We start from the raw sequence: 15,878 nt of genomic DNA, 5'->3' as shown, positions 1-15,878 counted from the left end.
TTCCCCGAATTGGCTCAGGAGGCGGGGGGCTCGCCCCCGCTAGCGTCGCCCACGAAAGGTTCCCGAACCGACGAACGGAGCACCCGGTGCACCCCCACCTCGCCGCGGATCTCGCCGCGCTGCCCGAGCTGTTGGAGACCACCCGGCAGCGGGCCGCGGCCTTCCTCGACGGCCTCGCGCAGGCGCCGGTCGTCCCCGCTCGGCCGGCGCCGGAGCCTCGGTCGCTGCCCGGGCACGGCACCGGACTCCGGCACGCGCTCGCGGACTTCGCGGCGCGCTGGCAGCCCGGCCTGTCGGCGAGCGCGGGCCCGCGCTACCTCGGCTTCGTCACCGGTGGCGTGACGCCGGCGGCCCTCGCGGGTGACTGGCTGACCGCCGCCGCGGACCAGAACTCCATGTCGTCCCTGGACGCCACCGGACAGCATCTGGAGCGGGAGACGGTGGGGTGGCTGCGTACGCTCTTCGGGCTGTCCGACGCCCACGAGGGCGCGTTGGTCAGCGGCGCCACGATGTCCAACACGGTCGGGCTGGCGATCGCCCGCGAATGGCTCGGGGAGCGGCGCGGCGTCTCACCGGCCGAGGACGGGGTGGCGGCCCTCGGCCCGGTGCGCGTACTGTCCGGCACCCCGCACTCCAGCGTGGCCAAGGGGCTGTCGATGCTCGGCCTCGGCCGGTCCGCACTGGTCACCGTCCCCGCTCTCCCCGGCCGCGAGGCGGTGGACCCGGCGGCCCTGGAACGCGCCCTCCGGGAGGCGGACGGCCCCTGCGTCATCGTGGCCAACGCCGGCACGGTCAACACCGTCGACTTCGACGACCTCCGCACGCTCGCCGCGCTCCGCGACCGCTACGACTGCTGGCTGCACATCGACGCCGCGTTCGGCGCCTTCGCCGCGCTCTCCCCGGACCACGCCCATCTGGCCGACGGCCTCGACCTCGCCGACTCGCTCTGCATCGATCTGCACAAGTGGCTGAACGTGCCGTACGACAGCGCAGTCCAGTTCACCCGCCGCCGCGACCTCCAGGCCCGGGTCTTCCAGAACGCCGCCGCCTACCTGGGCCCACTGGGCGACTCCCCCGACCTGGTCCACCTCACCCCGGAGAACTCCCGCCGACTGCGCGCCCTCCCCACCTGGTTCACGCTGCGCGCCTACGGCCGCGAGGGCCATCGCGACATCGTGGACCGCTGCGCGGAGAGCGCCCGCACCCTGGGCGAGGCCGTCGCGTCCCTCGACGGCCTGGAACTGCTCTCCCCGGTCCGCCTCAACGTCGTCTGCTTCACCCTCGCCCACTCCCCCACCGCCGAGCGCCTCGCCGCGCTGGCCGACGCCCTGGCCGCGGAGGTGTTCCTGACCCCCACCGTCTACGCCGGACTGCCCGCCTTGCGCGCCGCGTTCAGCAACTGGCGGACCACCGGCGAGGACGTCCGACGGATCGTCACGGCTCTTGCGAGCGCGGTCCGGAATCTACCGGCGGACTGAAAGGAGTCACTTCCGGGTCACTGATGGACGGTCCAGTGATCATTGGCGCCCGCCTGGACGAACTTCAGCGGCGGGCACAGGAACGCGTTCGGATCGGGGTTGGTGTCAGTCCACGGCGAGTCGGACGGGCTGGCCGGCTTCCAGGCACCGTTGCTGCGCAGCTGCACGGCGCTGCTGTCGAAGGTGGTGTTCCGTGCCTCCGTGCAGTAATACCCCTCTCCCGTGGCCGGGTTGGGGCTCGCATAGATCTCGAACATGTCCCAGCCGTGGTCCAGCCCGCTCTGGTCCGTCCCCGACTGCTGGAACAGCAGGTCCCAGGCAGCGGTGCGGTAGTTGTAGAGATAGGCCGACCAGCGGTTGGCAGCGGCGTCGTCCTGCACCATCTGCACGCTGTACGCGGCCGGCCCACCCTGGCCGGGGGTGTAGTTCTTCAGGAAGTTGCCGTCGATGGGGACGGTCTTGGCCGGGCCGACGGTCCCGCACCAGTCCCACGCCCAGATCTCGTTGCCGGTGTTGGTGTACGCGGTCACCACTTCCATGCAGGAGTTCTGGGCCTTGGTGGTGGGCGCATAGGTGACGTTGTCCGCGTCGGTGACCTTGTAGGACGGGTCGACGGTATGGGTGGCCATGATGCCGTCATGCGTGCCGGGCTGGGGGAAGACGCCCCACCAGTTGTGGGTGACCTGGCCCGCCCGGGGAGCCGATGCAGTCGGCCGGCTGCCGGGGATCCGGGGGTGGTGCGTCCACGCCGGGCCGGAAACGGCGCGGCGCCCGGCCAGGAACGTACGGACGGCGTGCGCGCGCCCTGGTGTGCGGGCCGGTGTGCGCGCTCCGGCGACGACGCCGGTGTGCGGGGCCGTGGGGGACGGCGGCGGAGTGGTCCGGGCGGCGGCCGGGTGGGCGGTGGCGGTGGCGGGGGCGGCCAGGGTCACGGTCACCAGGGCGGTGAGGGCGGAGGCGGCGAGAGCAAGGGCGGTGAAGGGCGAACGAGATCTTGCTCTGGAACCGGTTCTGAGTCCGGGGCTGTTCACGGTTGACCTCCAGGGCGTGTGGGGGGTTCCCTGAGCTGGTCCGAGTGCGCTTGTACTTGGCTGCGCCGATCTGAGCGTGCCTGTACATGCCAGCGCACGACGTGAGCGTGCTCGTATTTACCTGTACTTGCCTGTACTTGCCTGTACTTGCCTGTACTTGCCTGCACTTGCCTGAGCGTGTCCGTGCCGGCCTGCTCCGGTCTGGACCAACCAGGGTCTAAGGAAATGTCCATGACAGGGCATCCGGTGTCAAGGGATGCGGTGGAGAGGCAACGCAACGCCATCCGGCTCCATGCGGACCCATAACGCCCGGGCCCCCGCCTTCAGTTGAGGAGCGTGGGCCCGGCGCCGGGGGTGTTGGGTGGGTGGAGAAGAGTGTTACCGCGCGCTGATGGACTCCAGCGGGTTGAGGCGGGCGGCACTACGCGCCGGCCAGGCAGCCGCCAGCTCTGTCCGAATCTGCTCTGTGGACGTCCAGCGGCTGTCCGGTGAGTCGCGTGACGGGCCTAGCTTCCGGCCGTGGCACTGGTAGCAACGGCAATCGCCGCTACGGCCGCTTGCATGTCGCGGATCGCGCTACGAACGCTCTCGCCTGCCCACTTGCCGGCCGCGACCTCTGCGATCCGGTCGGCCACCTGCTTACGCGGGACGTTGGGGAATGCCAGGCGGTGCAGCTTGGCGGCGTGGATGAGGGCGATGAGGCCCGCCGTGCGCTCGTCCGGGGCGGCGCCGTTCAGGACGACGGCTTGGAGTCGCTGCCGCAGCTCTGTCTCGGGCGCGCTGTCGGCCTCGGGGTAGCGGAGGGTCGGGAACAGGCCGAGGGTCTTGCGCTGCTGCTCGATGACCACGCCCCGTGCGCAGAGGCTTTCCACAGCCGCTTTGATGGCCTTGGCCCGGTCCTTGGTCAGCCACTCCTTCACGCGCCGCTTTTCACGGCCGCCCAGCCAGCCTTCGAGCAGTGCCAGCCGGCCATCGAGCAATGGCTCACCGGTCGGCGTCGTGTCCGTCAGTTTGAGGTACTTGCCCTCGACGGATGCCCTCTCGGCGAGAACCAGTTCCAGCAGGATCCCACCAGCAACAGCCCACCTCACCATATGCCGCTGCTCCGGCACCCCGGACTCCTCGTCCAGAGAGAGCAGCATGATTTCCTCGGCCAGCGTGACGGCCATCCGATCCCCCGACATGTCTCGTTGGTCATTCGATTCAGCTGGGCAGACGTCTGGAGTCACCAAGGGGTTCCCAAGGCGCGGCTTCCGCTGAACCGCCCGTGTTGTGGTCCGGCAGTGGCTCGCCGTGCTACGTGCCGGGGAGATGGCGGCGGCGGCAACCGACGGAGTATCGGGTCCGGCTCTGTGGTGGGACGCTCGGCCGGCAGGACGAGGGAGAGACCGGCCTTGTTCTGGTCGGCGGTGAGCGGTGCGGAGACCAGGACTCCGTCTGCCGGATCCAGGACGACAACGGCCCAACGGCCCCCATAAATGGGCCGCTTATCCCGCCGAGCCAGAGCGCGGCTCTCGATTGGGTGCGAGAGAACAGTGTCGGCGCCGCCCACCGGCCCAACGGCGGCGCCGTGACTTTTCCCGGTACCTCCCCCCTGTGGCAGACAAGGCCAGCGTGCCTTCCGTCCGACGGCAAGCACGCACTTTCTGTTGGCGTTGATTCACACACGGGGGAAAATCGTGGCGACTCCGCCGCAACCACAGCCTGCGCCGTTCCACGCTCCTCAGCCGCAGCCCGGCCAGCCGTACCAGCCGCCGCACCCGCAGCCCGTCCAGCCCGGCGCCTGGGGGCAGGCGCAACCCCAGCCCCCTGCCTGGGGGGGCAAGCGCAACCCCGGTCTCCTGCCGCCTGGGGTCAGTATCAGCATCCCGCGCCCGCCTGGGTCCAGGGCCACCCCGCACCATTTCCGCAGGCTCCGCAACCGCACCATGCCGGCTGTCGGTTGTACGGTGCCGCGCCGGCCATGGACGTCACCGTGCGCGGGCATCACCCCTCGGCTATGACTACGGCCGTGCCGTGAACTTCGCACGCTGGGGCACCTGGGCGCGCCCGCTTCACCGAGGAGCCCGAGGCGACCGAGGCGACCGAGGCGCCCCAGGCCGTGATCCGCGCCGGTGAGTTGCGCCGGGAACGGTACCGCTCCTAGGAGGAGTACTCCGCTCGCTACGTCCTGGGCCGTGTACTGCGCTTCGACGAGGCGTCCTTCGGCCACGCCTACGGATCCGCACTGTCCCCCACCGGATCCTCCCGACGGACCCCGGTAGCCCCTGGCGGAATATCGCGCTCAGACGGTCCGCCTGAGACCGGTCGGCGTCCCCTCTTTGATCGACCGGCCCGCCGCCACGAAGGGACGCGCTCCCAGCCGACCAACCGGGCAAGCCGGGGGTCGCCAGGGCGTAGTGCCACACCGGGGGTACATCGGTATAGCTCGGACCTGGCGAGGGGGCAGGGTGGGCCGGGCATCGCCGCGTCAGTAGGGTGCCGCCATCTAGCGGGGCGGGGGCGGCGACGCCAGAGGAAACGGACAACCGCATGGACTACTGCGTTGGATGCGGGAGCTATCTCGGCGGAGCGGAGGTGTGCCCGAGGTGTGCCCATGCACACGTTCGTGCAACCACCGGTTACCCCCCACCACTCCCGCACCCTCTCTACCGGAACGGCGTCCCGCCGATGCCCGAGCCGCCGGTCTACGAGCACACGGGAACGCACGGGTACGACGGGGGCCCCGGGGCCACGCACGCGTACGAACAGACTCCGGTTTACGAGCAGACCCAGGCGTACGAGCAGACCCAGGCGTACGAACCCCTCGCGCCTTACGGGACAGGCCCCCTTCCCGAACAGGGCGGCGAGCCCAACGGACCCGGCCCGGCCGATGGAGACCTCGACCCCGACATGGCCACCGGCTTTGACGCGCCTGCGGCTGCCGGTCCTGGTGACGGCAACGAGGCGTACGCCTCCCACCGAACGTCTGCAACGCGCCGCCGCGGCAAGGGCCCACGCCGGGCGCGACGCCACAAGGGCGGCACGACCAAGCTGGCCCTCAGCGTCGCGGGTGGGATCGTACTGGTCGGCGTCGTCGCGACAGGCCTGTCGGGGGAACTGCTGCCCACCGGTCCCACGCACGACAGGGACACGGAGTCGCAGGCGTCGGCCACGCCCGCCGACCCGTCCGTCGCCGCGCAGCCCTCACCAAGCCAGACCGCGGGAGAGTCGACTCGTCCGTCGCACGCCGCGAAGCCGTCGGCATCGGCAACAGACGCCGCCCTCTCCCACTCGGCGGTTCCCATATCCGCGACCAAGGCCCCGCCCGTCGCCACCCGGCCCACTGCCAAGGAGCCACCCCGGCCAAAGCCATCACCCACGAATACGGGGCCGAACCCGACGCCCGCACCACGCCCCACACGGTCGCAGACCTGCTTCCTCTTCTGGTGCTCCTAGATGTCATTCTCCCCATGCCTGCCGCTGCCATCCACAAGATCTGTCAGGCGGTCAACCGTGACCTCGCCCCGCAGGAACGGGCAGCGTACCTGCCAGGCCAATCAGTCAGGCTCGCATGCCCATCAGGCTGATGCAGATGCGCCGGCGGTCGCCACAGGGCCTGCGCCCTCGCGGAAACCGCTGGTCACCGAGTCCGACAGCTGGGACGTGACGCCGTGATGAAGCACATGCACGTCCACCTCCCCCCGCGTCTGAAGACGGCCGCCTCACGGCCTGCGTGCCGTCAGTTCGCCGAGCGCAGACGGTCCAGCTCGTCCCCGATCGCCTTGCGCAGCGAGTCGTGCTGCGGACCGAGTGCGAACTGCTCGTCGGTCCACCTGTCGCGGGGATAGAGCCACACCGGCACACCTACCAAGTCGGTCGGCTCCCACTCGAACCGTGGTCATACGTGCGCATGCAAGAACCCGTCGGTGTTGCCCAGGATCTCCAGATTGACCCTTCGGAAAGCCGCATCCATGCGACGGGATGCTCGCTCGACTGCTTCTCCGAGCAGGTCCATGTCGGACAGAAAGGCCAGCCGCTTGTCCCTGGGCAAGTCCGACAGTCTCTCCACCTTGGGATCGTCCACCAGGAGCACCGAGTAGCCCGGTAGAAACGCACATCGCCGATCACTGCGAACCCCGCGTTCAAGCGCCGCAGAACGGCGGGGTTTTCGCCTCGCAGAGCGCTGCCGATCCGATCCCTCCGCGAGTCATCAACCATGGCCAGAACCTACCCGGCCGCGATCCCTCCCCCCTCAGAGGCTGCCTGGGGGCATCACAGTCGACGGGCGTTTCCGAGCACTTCGCAAACGCGGCCACGACGTCGAGGTCGAGCACCTCCGCATCCACCTCCTTCGCGTGCTGAACAAGGCGTCCCCATGACCCGTCACCGGAGTCGCAGGACGCCAGGAGCGCGATCGTCGAAGATCTCGACCAGCCAATCAAACACAGTGGTTCCGCACTCTTCTCTCGCCGCGGCAAGGTCGGCGCTGACAGAGGGACGGTTCGTGGGGTGACAGCGCGACAACCGGATCTCCAACTGGCGAGCTGTCTCCGAATAGCCGAGATGATCGCGAGACACCTGGTGGTCGCGCCACTCAACCACATAGTCCTCGTCGTCGGGCGTCCCGAAGCCACCGCTGAGACAGTCGGCGAAGGCGTCGAGGTTCCGACCGAAGTAGCCCCCGGGACCGTTGATCGCTTCGCCGATGACTCGCCAGAAGTCTTCCAGCGTTCTGATCTGCCTGCCGTCCAGCACATATACCGGTGTCACGGCTCGGAGGATACGTGCGGCTCCGCGCAGTTTATGGATTGGCTTGATCGAGTGGCATAGCCGACGCGGTGGACGAACAACGGCGTCCGGGCTCCGCACAAGCCGCTGCTCCTGCTGTACGCACTCGGTACCTATCAGCCGGATGTCGACACGAGTTGCGCTATGGCGAGGTCGAAGGTGAGCTCAAGCGGTTGCTGACCGAGTACGGGCCATCGCACCCGACGCCCCCCGCATACCCCTTCCATCACCTTGTCAGCGATGGCGTGTGGGAGGTCAGAACCGACCAGGGACCGGGAAGCCCCGGAAGTAGAGTCGGGCTCCTTCGTTCCAGCGGAGCCACCTGGCGCCGCGCGCCCGGTCTAAGGGCCGCGCTCGCAAAGGAGCCGTCACTGCTGAGACGGCTCGCCAGAGTGCTGCTGGACACCCGCTTCCCACCGTCCCTGCACATGGATCTGTGCGAAGCCGCGGGCCTCGACCTGGAGCTCGCCGAGACCGAGTCCGTACACGGCGCGGGCGCCGCGACCCGGCGGCAACGCGATCGACGGATGCGTGAACTCATACTCACCGCCTACGAGTTACAGGCCGATGATCGACCGCTCCGGAGCCGACCGGCGTCGATGGCTGGGGGAGCTGATTCCCGGTCCCACGCGTCTCAGCAGAGGAGTCGAGTGACGGGGGGGGGACCGACGTGACTGTGACACTCGCCTAGGAGATCATGCTGCTGTCGCTGGACGATGAGTCCGGCGCGGTGCGGGAGCGGCAGGCATGCCAGTGGGCGGCGGCGGGCGGGATCGTCCTCGATCTGGTCCTGGCCGGCCGTGTATCCGTGGAGCGCGGACGGATCACCGTGATCGACACGGCCCCGACGGGGTTCGGACTGCTCGACGACCGGCTCAGGATGATCGATCTCTGGGCGGCGGGGAGGAGCGGTCCGCCAAAAGGATCAGCTCCAGGGAGCGGAGGGCGGCCGACAGGGCGCGGTCGTCGCCGTCCCTGACCTGCCGCCGCGAGAGGCTCGGCGTCGGCGTGTTGCGCCCAGGCCGCGGCGGCGTCAGGCGTCCTTCTCCATCGTCGGTCGCAGGCGTTGCAGCAGGGCGTAGAGCGTCGCGCTCTCGGCTTCGTCCAGGGTGTCGAGGGCGCCGTGGGTCTGCTGCATCTCCTCGCGCACGCGGCGGATGATCTCGCGGCCCGCGTCGGTCGCGACGACGTTCTTCACCCGACGGTCCGCGGGGTCGGCTTCGCGGCGGACCAGCTCGCGGGCTTCCAGGCGGTCCACGATCCCCGTGACGTTCGACGCCTCGCACACCAGCAGGGCGGCGAGGCCGCGCATCGGCAGCGGGCCGTCGAGCTGGGCGAGGACCTTGGCCTGCATGGCGGTGAGGCCGTGATGGGCTGCGGCGGCGGCGAAATCGCGCCATTGGGCGGTGCCGATGGCAGCGAGCAGTTCCAGCAGCTGGAGCTTGGTGGGGGCCTGCGAGGTGGTGGCGCTCATAGCTGGAGCGTACCCAAGGTGCTTCATGTCATCAATTATTTACTTGACCACTTTAACTATCTCGGTCTACCGTCTGCGAAGTACTTGATGTCATTAAACATCTATGATCTGAAGCATTGAGAAGGTCCCGCAAGCCATGAGCCACGCCGCCGCATCAGCCCCCGCCGCCGGGCGACGGAACGAGACGGTCATCGTCCTCGCCCTCAGCCTGGCCGCCATGGTCGTGTCGATGATGCAGACCCTGCCCGTCCCGATCCTGGGCCTGATCCAGCGCGACCTCGGCACCTCGACCGCCAACGTCAGCTGGGTGACCACCGCCACCCTGCTGTCCGCCGCCGTCTTCACCCCGCTGCTCGGCCGCTTCGGCGACCAGCACGGCAAGAAGCCCACCCTGGTGGCCGTGCTCGTCGTCATGGTCGCGGGCTCCGTCATCGCCGCGCTCGCCAGCTCGCTGCCGCTGCTGATCCTCGGCCGGGTGCTCCAGGGCGCCGCCACCGCGATCTTCCCGCTGGCCCTTTCCGTCCTGCGTGAAGAGGTCCGCTCGCAGAAGCTGCCCGGCGCCATGGCACTGGTCAGCGGCACCCTCGCCTTCGGCAGCGGGCTCGCGCTCGTCGCCACGGGCCTGCTCACCTCCGGCGCCGACGCCGACTACCGCAACGCCTTCTGGATGGCGACCGGCTTCGCGGTCCTCGCCCTGCTCGCCGTCGTCTTCCTGGTCCCGGCGACCCGGCACAAGACCGGCGGACGCACCGACTTCCTCGGCGCGCTGACCCTCGGCATCGCCCTTCTGCTGCTCCTGCTGCCGATCTCCCAGGGCCACGAGTGGGGCTGGTCCTCCGGCCGAACGCTGGGCGCCTTCGCCGGCGCGGTCGTCATGATCGCCGTCTGGGTCCTGGTCGAACTCAAGGTCCGCGAGCCCCTCGTCGACATGCGGATGTTCGTCCACCGCCCGGTCCTCATGGCCAACCTCGCCGGCATCCTCGTCGGCTTCGGCATGTTCGCGAACTTCCTCGGCGTCTCCTACCTCGCCCAGATGCCCAAGGCGCTCACCGGCTTCGGCTTCAACGCCTCCATCCTGCGCGCATCCGTCGAGTTCCTGCTGCCCGGCGCGATCGTCTCCCTGCTCGCCTCACCCATCGGCGGCCGGCTCGTCCGGCACCAAGGCCCCCGGTACGTGCTCGGTATGGCTGCCGCATTCGGAGCCGTCGGCTTCGGCTGGCTGGCCCTCGACCACGCCCACACCGCCTCGGTCATCGGAGCCGGCCTCCTGACCGGCGCAGCCGTCAGCTTCGGCTACGCCGCCATGCCCGCCGTCATCATGGCGAGCGTCCCGCACCACCAGAGCGGCATCGCCAACGGCATCAACTCGATCTCCCGCTCCACCGGCAGCGCGATCGGCAGCGCCGTCGTCACCACGATCCTGGCCTCCAAGACCATCGAGCACCTGCCGGCGGGCGTTCCGCCGCTGCCCGCCGAATCCGGATTCACCCTCACCTTCGGCATCGGCGCCGCCGCCTTCGCGCTCGTCGCGGTGATCAGCTTGCTCGGCCTGCGCGGACAGCACGGCCCCCGGGTCGACGAGGCAGGCACGGCAGACGCGGACACCTCGTCAACTCCGGTAGCGGAGACGGTCGTTGCCGATCCGGTGGCTGATCCGGTTGCCGGTCCGGTTGCCGGTCCGGTGGCTGATCCGGCTACCGAGCCTGCCGTCCAAGCCGATGCGGTCCAGGTCGATTCCGTCCCGGCCGGTGCCGGGTTCCACGGCCTGGTGCGGGACGCCGCAGGTGAGGTGCTGGGCGGTGCCGCTCTCACCCTCATCTCTCCGGACGGACGGCAGGTGGGCCGCACGGCCTCCCAACCCGACGGCCGGTACGCGCTGCACGCCCCGACAAGCGGCCCGTACGTCCTGATCGCGACCGCCGACGGCCACCAGCCGCAGGCAGCCACGGTCACGGCAACGGACACCCCGGTCCCCTACGGCGTCAGACTCCCCCGCGCCACAGGACCGGCCGGTGTGCAGGTGCGGGGCACCGTACGCGCCGGGGAGGGCGCCCGTCCGCTGCCCGACGCCCGGCTGACGCTGGTGGACGCCGCGGGGAACGTGGTGCGCACCACCCTCACGGACACCGATGGCGCCTACGCCTTCACCGACCTGACCGCGGGCGAGTACTCGATCATCGCCAGCGGCTACCCGCCCGTGGCATCGACGCTGGCCGTCGAGGGCCGCGGTACGGACAGTTTCGACCTGGCGCTGGCACACCCCGCGGCGCAATAGCCGGCGGTGTCCGGGAACGCAGGCGGCCCGCCGGACAGGCGGACTGCCGCGACCTCCCGGACACCCAGCCCCCACACCCATGCAAAGCACGCTGCACACACCTACCGATACCGATACATACAAGGAGCTTCCCCATGACCGCCACGGCACCCGCCGCCTCCCGCGCTGCCGAGATCCTCTCCCGGCCCATCGCCCTGAACGGCCTGACCGTCCCCAACCGCATCGCGATGGCGCCGATGACGCGGATGTTCTCCCCGGGCGGCGTCCCCGGCGAGGACGTGCTCTCGTACTACGCCCGCCGTGCCGCCGCGGGTGTGGGACTGATCGTCACCGAGGGGACCTACGTCGGCCACGCGTCGGCCGGGCAGAGTGACCGTGTGCCGCGCTTCCATGGCGAGGAGCAGTTGGCCGGGTGGGCGAAGGTCGCCGACGCCGTGCACGCCGCCGGCGGCACGATCGTGCCGCAGCTGTGGCACATCGGCATGGTCCGCAAGCAGGGCGAGCCGCCCTTCGCCGACGCCCCCGCCGTCGGCCCTTCCGGCATCCGCGTCGACGGCACCGAGGGCGGTGGCAAGGCCATGACGCAGCGCGATCTGGACGACGTCATCGGCGCGTTCGCCGAGGCCGCCGCGGCGGCCGAGCGCATCGGCTTCGACGGCGTCGAACTGCACGGCGCCCACGGCTACCTCCTCGACCAGTTCCTGTGGGCGGGCACCAACCGCCGTACCGACGCCTACGGCGGCGATCCGGTTGCCCGTACGAAGTTCGCGGCCGAGATCGTGGCAGCCGTCCGCGAGACCGTCTCCCCCGACTTCCCGGTGATCTTCCGCTACTCGCAGTGGAAGCAGGAGGCCTACGACGCCAGGCTCGCCGAGACCCCGCAGGAGCTGGAGGCGATCCTGGCCCCGCTCACCGCGGCCGGCGTCGACGCCTTCCACGCCTCCACCCGCCGCTACTGGCTCCCGGAGTTCGACGGCTCGGACCTGAACCTGGCGGGTTGGACCAAGAAGCTCACCGGCAGGCCCACCCTCACCGTCGGCTCGGTCGGCCTCGACGGCGACTTCCTCCGTGCGTTCGCCGGCGAGGGTGCCGCGGTGGGCAGCATCGACAACCTCCTCGACCGCCTGGAGCGCGACGAGTTCGACATGGTCGCCGTCGGCCGCGCCCTGCTCCAGGACCCGCAGTGGGCGGCGAAGGTCCTGGGCAACCGCATCGAGGAGCTCCAGCCCTACGACGCGGCGGCGCTGAAGACGCTGAGCTAGGTAAGAGGCGCCGGCCAGCGGGCCCGATCGCGAAGGGTTGGGGTGGGTGGGGGGGGAAGTCAGGTCAGTCTGGTTGTCCGGGTGAAGTGCCACGTGCTGGCGGTCAGGAACAGTGCGCACCACGTGGCGGCGCAGGCCCCGGCGGAGGCCCAGTGATCTGTGCGAAGCCGTAGGTCTCGATCTGGAGCTCGCCGGGACCGGCGCCGTGCACGGCGCCGGTCCCGCAGCCCCGCAGCCCCGCAGCCCCGCAGCCCCGCAGCCCCGCAGCCCCGCAGCCCCGCAGCAACGTGATCGACGGATGCGTGAACTCATACTCACCGCCTACGAGTTCCCGTGTGTGTGTTCTGTGGTGACGACGGGGCTCTCCCATCGAGTCGACGTTCGCCACCGTCCGCCTGCGCACCGAGTTCACCAAGGGCGCCGGCAGCCGATCCGCCGCCCTTGCGATGGTCTTCAGCTCTCGAGTCCGCCCAGGACCGCTGGCGGGCCGTGAACGCGCCCCACCTCGTCGCCCTGGTCCGCGCCGGAGCCGTATCGAATGCGGACGCCTTGTGGAACGTCCGCAGCCTTCTGCAGCGTGAACACCCCAGCTGGCCGTGGCACTTGGCAGGCGGGGCGTATCACCGGATGGCTCGGCAGCACACCATCGGCAGCAGTGATCTTCATCGTGGTGACCAGGCCGGAGCAGACGTAGGGTGCCGCGCCATGAACAGCGAGACAGTCAGCGAGCAGTTGTCGGCCATGGCCAGTACCGCCGGGTACGGCGAGGCAGCGGAGGCTCTTGCCGAGCAGTACGAGAGCGTGACCTTCGCCGACGTACACCGCGAGGTGCTGCACCTGTTCCCCTCCCAGCCAAGCTCCGTGTTGGATGTTGGGGCGGGCAGCGGGCGCGACGCGGCGGCACTGGCCGCCCGGGGACACCGGGTCGTCGCTGCCGAACCCACCGCCGAGCTGCGCGCGCTGGGCCGGCGCCTCCATGCCGACCAGGAGATCGAATGGGTCGAGGACGCGCTTCCCGAGCTGCCCGAGCTGACAGCACAAGAGCGCCGCTTCGACCTGATCTTGCTGACCGCGGTCTGGATGCATCTCGACGAACGACAGCGCGCCTCGGCCATGGCCCGCCTGGTCGGCCTGCTTGAGAGTGGGGGCCGGGTGGTCCTCTCCCTGCGTCATGGCCCGGTCCCGGCGGGCCGCCGTATGTTCCCCGTCTCCGCCGAGGAGACCATCGGCCTCGCCCAGAGCTGCGGCCTGGACGTCGTCCACCAAGCTCAGCGCGAGGATCCGCACGGACGCCCGGGAGTGGCCTGGACCTATCTCGGCCTCCAGCTCGATGCGGGACGGGAACCTCCTGGCATCATCACCCGGCAGTAACCACTGTCTCTCCGCGTTTCCGACCATCCACGGGAGGTGACAATTCCTCGACCGCAAAGGCACGGTCTGCTGATGGTGGACACCGAGAATCCCCAGTGGTGGACAAGTTGGGTTTCTGAGCTGTGGCGACGCTCTGTAAGTGTCTTCGTCACGGCACGCTGCTCTCTCCTCTGTCGGGAGGGCTGGGCCTTCCGCTGGTGTCTCACGTGGAGTGCGTCAACTGACCTCCGAACGCGAGTGGTTGAAGGTTTTCCTGGTGCCCGCGTACTTACCGGAGCTGAACCCGGTCGAAGGAGGTGTAGGCGCAGGGCCGCTACGACGACGGGCGACAGCAGCCCGCCCGGCTCCCAGGGTCAGTCCCAATCCAACAGGCACCTGGAGAAGCCGAACGGATCCACGCCGAACATGGCCAGACCGAACAGCCGGGAGCGGAACCCGTCGGGCGGGCCGAAGTCATCCGGATCGGCGCCGCCCCGATCGTCGTCACTCCGATCGTCGTCATCCCCATCGAAGTTCCCCGGACCGACACCGCCCAGACCAGAGCCATCATCGTCACCGCGGCACTCGTCGCACCCGTCGCCCCGATCGCGGGCACTCCGATCGCCGACTCCCCCGCCGACGTCCCCCGGACCGACACCGCCCAGACCAGAGCCATCATCATCACCACGGCACTCGTCACACCCGTCGCCCCGATCGCCGCGGCCGTGGTCACCGTTCGCCCTCACGGCTCGGCCCTGAGGGACGCCCTGGGCCGGGGCGGCGAGCGAGGCGACCATCGCTGCGGCGAGCGCCGCAGCGGCAAGCGAACGGACTATGTACGTGCGCATCGCGTTTTCTCCTGGTCGGGGGGAAATCGGACGCGGGATGAGTACCTCGGCACGCCGGATCTCAGGCAGGCGCGCCGATTTCCCACTCCAATGGCTGGCAAAGTTGCTCCGCTCGTGGCCCTGCGGCTGCTCACCGCGGACCCGTCGCAGACCCTCTGGGAGCTGCACCAGCAGTTCAACGGCCCGATTCCCGGAATCGAGGTGCGGCGTCCAACCCTTGAGGACACCTACCTCGGCATGGTCGGCGCCGACCTTCCCGAGGGGTCCGAAACCGGCCTCACCGCCGCCCGTACGGAGGCGTCGTGAGCGCATTCCGCCTCGGCCTGCACCGCGGCGCCACCGAGCTGCGCCAGGTCCTGCGCACCCGCAAGGACCTCTGCGTATCTGACGACTCCCGTGGTCTTCCGGGGTATCGGCTACTGGCGGGCCGGCGGACACAAGGGCGAGATGACCCAGCTGTCCCTGGCCGGCGGCATCGCCTCGACCATCGTCATGTTCGGCCTGATGACCGTGCCGCAGTTCCTCTTCGGCGACCGGGAGGACGGAACGCTGCTGCGACTGCGTGGCATCCCCGGAGCGATGACGTCCTACCTGACGGGCAAAACGCTCTTCGTCCTGGTCAACTTGACTGCTTCGGCTGTGTTATGGCCGAAACGGCCTACTGATGCGGCGGGGCGGGCCTGCACAGGCTGTTGCCCGTGCAGGCCCGCCCCGGGAGCCCCGTCAAGCGCTGATGTACTGCCGTGCCACGAGGGCGGCTTCGGTTCGACTCGTCACGCCGAGGCGGCTGCGGCGGCCCGACAACCGTGACCGTGCCTGGCGACCGGGCGCGGGCGGTGGTCGTCATGGAGACTGCCAACCGCCCTTGTGCTCCATGGTCGTTCACCCACACCAATGGATAATGTCCTGTCACGGCAGCGATCACGGGATCGCAGGGCAAGGGGGGCATGATGCTGGAAGAACTGATTCTGGCCGGGGGAACCACCGTGGTCGGGGCCATGGCCACGGACTCCTGGGCGGTTGCGCGCGGCGGGATCGCGCGGCTGTTCCGCCGCCGGGGACAGGATCAACAGTCGGCCATCGAGGCCCAACTGGACAGCCACATGGCCCTGGTCGAGCGGGCAGGCGACGCCGAGCGGGTGCGCGAGAGCCTGCTTCCCGTGTGGCAGCTGGAGCTGGAGTCGCTGCTGGACGAGCACCCGGACGCTGCCGGTGACCTTCAAGAGCTGATCAACGAGATCCGGGACCGCCTGCCCGAGGACCAGCGCGCATGGGTGCAGAACAATGTCGCCAAGGACGGCGGCCAGGTCTTCGCTGTCCAGGGTGGCAACGTCATCGTGCACCAGATGCCTCCCGGACCGAGGGGCGGTAGCGGAGCCGCGCATTGAGC

At 69.7% G+C, this 15,878-nt stretch carries 12 protein-coding genes and 5 pseudogenes; 12 read left to right on the top strand and 5 right to left on the bottom strand.

What is annotated here, in order from left to right; translation table 11 throughout:
- Positions 1–86 precede the first annotated feature (86 nt).
- Complete coding sequence (locus tag IEZ17_RS07890; RefSeq protein WP_189297873.1) at positions 87–1,478, top strand: pyridoxal phosphate-dependent decarboxylase family protein; 1,392 nt, start codon at positions 87–89, stop codon at positions 1,476–1,478.
- Between the two features lie 17 nt (positions 1,479–1,495).
- Here IEZ17_RS07890 and IEZ17_RS07885 read toward each other — a convergent pair whose 3' ends face one another.
- Together IEZ17_RS07885 and IEZ17_RS07880 are read right to left on the bottom strand one after the other, a co-directional pair.
- A complete protein-coding gene (locus IEZ17_RS07885) occupies positions 1,496–2,509 on the bottom strand; it encodes a carbohydrate-binding protein (protein ID WP_189297871.1) in 1,014 nt (337 codons plus the stop codon).
- Between the two features lie 506 nt (positions 2,510–3,015).
- Positions 3,016–3,678, bottom strand: coding sequence for a GOLPH3/VPS74 family protein (locus IEZ17_RS07880; RefSeq protein WP_189297869.1), 663 nt, complete (start codon positions 3,676–3,678; stop codon positions 3,016–3,018).
- A 1,501-nt stretch (positions 3,679–5,179) separates the two neighbouring features.
- Between IEZ17_RS07880 and IEZ17_RS07875 the strand changes: the two genes are divergently transcribed.
- Entirely contained in the window at positions 5,180–5,947 is a 768-nt protein-coding gene (locus IEZ17_RS07875; protein ID WP_189297867.1) for a hypothetical protein, read from the top strand.
- 283 nt (positions 5,948–6,230) lie between these two features.
- Here IEZ17_RS07875 and IEZ17_RS07870 read toward each other — a convergent pair.
- Both IEZ17_RS07870 and IEZ17_RS07865 read right to left on the bottom strand, forming a co-directional pair.
- Positions 6,231–6,709: pseudogene (locus IEZ17_RS07870) on the bottom strand (HIT family protein).
- A 165-nt stretch (positions 6,710–6,874) separates the two neighbouring features.
- Positions 6,875–7,261 (bottom strand): barstar family protein, encoded by a 387-nt coding sequence (locus IEZ17_RS07865; protein ID WP_189297865.1) that lies wholly within the window; start codon positions 7,259–7,261, stop codon positions 6,875–6,877.
- 33 nt (positions 7,262–7,294) lie between these two features.
- Between IEZ17_RS07865 and IEZ17_RS42120 the strand changes: the two are divergent.
- Both IEZ17_RS42120 and IEZ17_RS07860 read left to right on the top strand, forming a co-directional pair.
- Positions 7,295–7,842, top strand: a pseudogene (locus tag IEZ17_RS42120) (phosphorothioated DNA-binding restriction endonuclease family protein); the annotation flags it as partial.
- Between the two features lie 134 nt (positions 7,843–7,976).
- A complete protein-coding gene (locus tag IEZ17_RS07860) occupies positions 7,977–8,258 on the top strand; it encodes a GPP34 family phosphoprotein (RefSeq protein WP_189297863.1) in 282 nt (93 codons plus the stop codon).
- Positions 8,259–8,312: 54 nt separating this feature from the next.
- On the opposite strand, the gene IEZ17_RS07855 is transcribed toward IEZ17_RS07860, so the two are convergent.
- A complete protein-coding gene (locus IEZ17_RS07855; RefSeq protein ID WP_189297861.1) occupies positions 8,313–8,753 on the bottom strand; it encodes a MarR family winged helix-turn-helix transcriptional regulator in 441 nt (146 codons plus the stop codon).
- Between the two features lie 136 nt (positions 8,754–8,889).
- On the opposite strand from IEZ17_RS07855, the gene IEZ17_RS07850 reads away from it, so the two are divergent.
- From IEZ17_RS07850 to IEZ17_RS07820, 8 genes and pseudogenes are all read left to right on the top strand, one after another.
- Positions 8,890–11,028: an MFS transporter gene (locus tag IEZ17_RS07850; RefSeq protein WP_189297859.1), complete on the top strand. Its 2,139-nt coding sequence runs from the start codon at positions 8,890–8,892 to the stop codon at positions 11,026–11,028.
- 134 nt (positions 11,029–11,162) lie between these two features.
- Positions 11,163–12,290: an NADH:flavin oxidoreductase gene (locus IEZ17_RS07845; protein WP_189297857.1), complete on the top strand. Its 1,128-nt coding sequence runs from the start codon at positions 11,163–11,165 to the stop codon at positions 12,288–12,290.
- A 154-nt stretch (positions 12,291–12,444) separates the two neighbouring features.
- Positions 12,445–12,656, top strand: a pseudogene (locus IEZ17_RS44390) (hypothetical protein); the annotation flags it as partial.
- Positions 12,644–12,871 (top strand): annotated as a pseudogene (locus IEZ17_RS07840) (IS256 family transposase); the annotation flags it as partial. The pseudogenes IEZ17_RS44390 and IEZ17_RS07840, both read left to right, overlap by 13 nt.
- Before the next feature lie 124 nt (positions 12,872–12,995).
- Complete coding sequence (locus tag IEZ17_RS07835; RefSeq protein ID WP_229852024.1) at positions 12,996–13,661, top strand: class I SAM-dependent methyltransferase; 666 nt, start codon at positions 12,996–12,998, stop codon at positions 13,659–13,661.
- A 959-nt stretch (positions 13,662–14,620) separates the two neighbouring features.
- A pseudogene (locus tag IEZ17_RS42115) lies at positions 14,621–14,794 on the top strand (ABC transporter ATP-binding protein); the annotation flags it as partial.
- A gap of 90 nt (positions 14,795–14,884) precedes the next feature.
- Positions 14,885–15,298 (top strand): hypothetical protein, encoded by a 414-nt coding sequence (locus IEZ17_RS07825; RefSeq protein ID WP_194505900.1) that lies wholly within the window; start codon positions 14,885–14,887, stop codon positions 15,296–15,298.
- A gap of 140 nt (positions 15,299–15,438) precedes the next feature.
- Complete coding sequence (locus IEZ17_RS07820; RefSeq protein ID WP_189297853.1) at positions 15,439–15,876, top strand: hypothetical protein; 438 nt, start codon at positions 15,439–15,441, stop codon at positions 15,874–15,876.
- The last annotated feature ends 2 nt before the right edge of the window (positions 15,877–15,878 follow it).

This window comes from Streptomyces albospinus (assembly GCF_014648695.1).
In the GTDB taxonomy this organism is placed as follows: domain Bacteria; phylum Actinomycetota; class Actinomycetes; order Streptomycetales; family Streptomycetaceae; genus Streptomyces; species Streptomyces albospinus.
The sequence above is the reverse complement of the archived record's forward strand: the minus strand, read 5'-3'. Positions and strand labels throughout refer to the sequence as shown.

What these genes read in the sequence shown, in the direction of transcription:
- IEZ17_RS07880 (WP_189297869.1), bottom strand. Translation starts at nt 3,678, where the DNA reads ATGGCCGTCACGCTGGCCGAGGAAATCATGCTGCTCTCTCTGGACGAG.
- IEZ17_RS07850 (WP_189297859.1), top strand. Translation starts at nt 8,890, where the DNA reads ATGAGCCACGCCGCCGCATCAGCCCCCGCCGCCGGGCGACGGAACGAG.
- IEZ17_RS07855 (WP_189297861.1), bottom strand. Translation starts at nt 8,753, where the DNA reads ATGAGCGCCACCACCTCGCAGGCCCCCACCAAGCTCCAGCTGCTGGAA.
- IEZ17_RS07820 (WP_189297853.1), top strand. Translation starts at nt 15,439, where the DNA reads ATGCTGGAAGAACTGATTCTGGCCGGGGGAACCACCGTGGTCGGGGCC.
- IEZ17_RS07845 (WP_189297857.1), top strand. Translation starts at nt 11,163, where the DNA reads ATGACCGCCACGGCACCCGCCGCCTCCCGCGCTGCCGAGATCCTCTCC.
- IEZ17_RS07860 (WP_189297863.1), top strand. Translation starts at nt 7,977, where the DNA reads ATGCTGCTGTCGCTGGACGATGAGTCCGGCGCGGTGCGGGAGCGGCAG.
- IEZ17_RS07875 (WP_189297867.1), top strand. Translation starts at nt 5,180, where the DNA reads ATGCCCGAGCCGCCGGTCTACGAGCACACGGGAACGCACGGGTACGAC.
- IEZ17_RS07835 (WP_229852024.1), top strand. Translation starts at nt 12,996, where the DNA reads ATGAACAGCGAGACAGTCAGCGAGCAGTTGTCGGCCATGGCCAGTACC.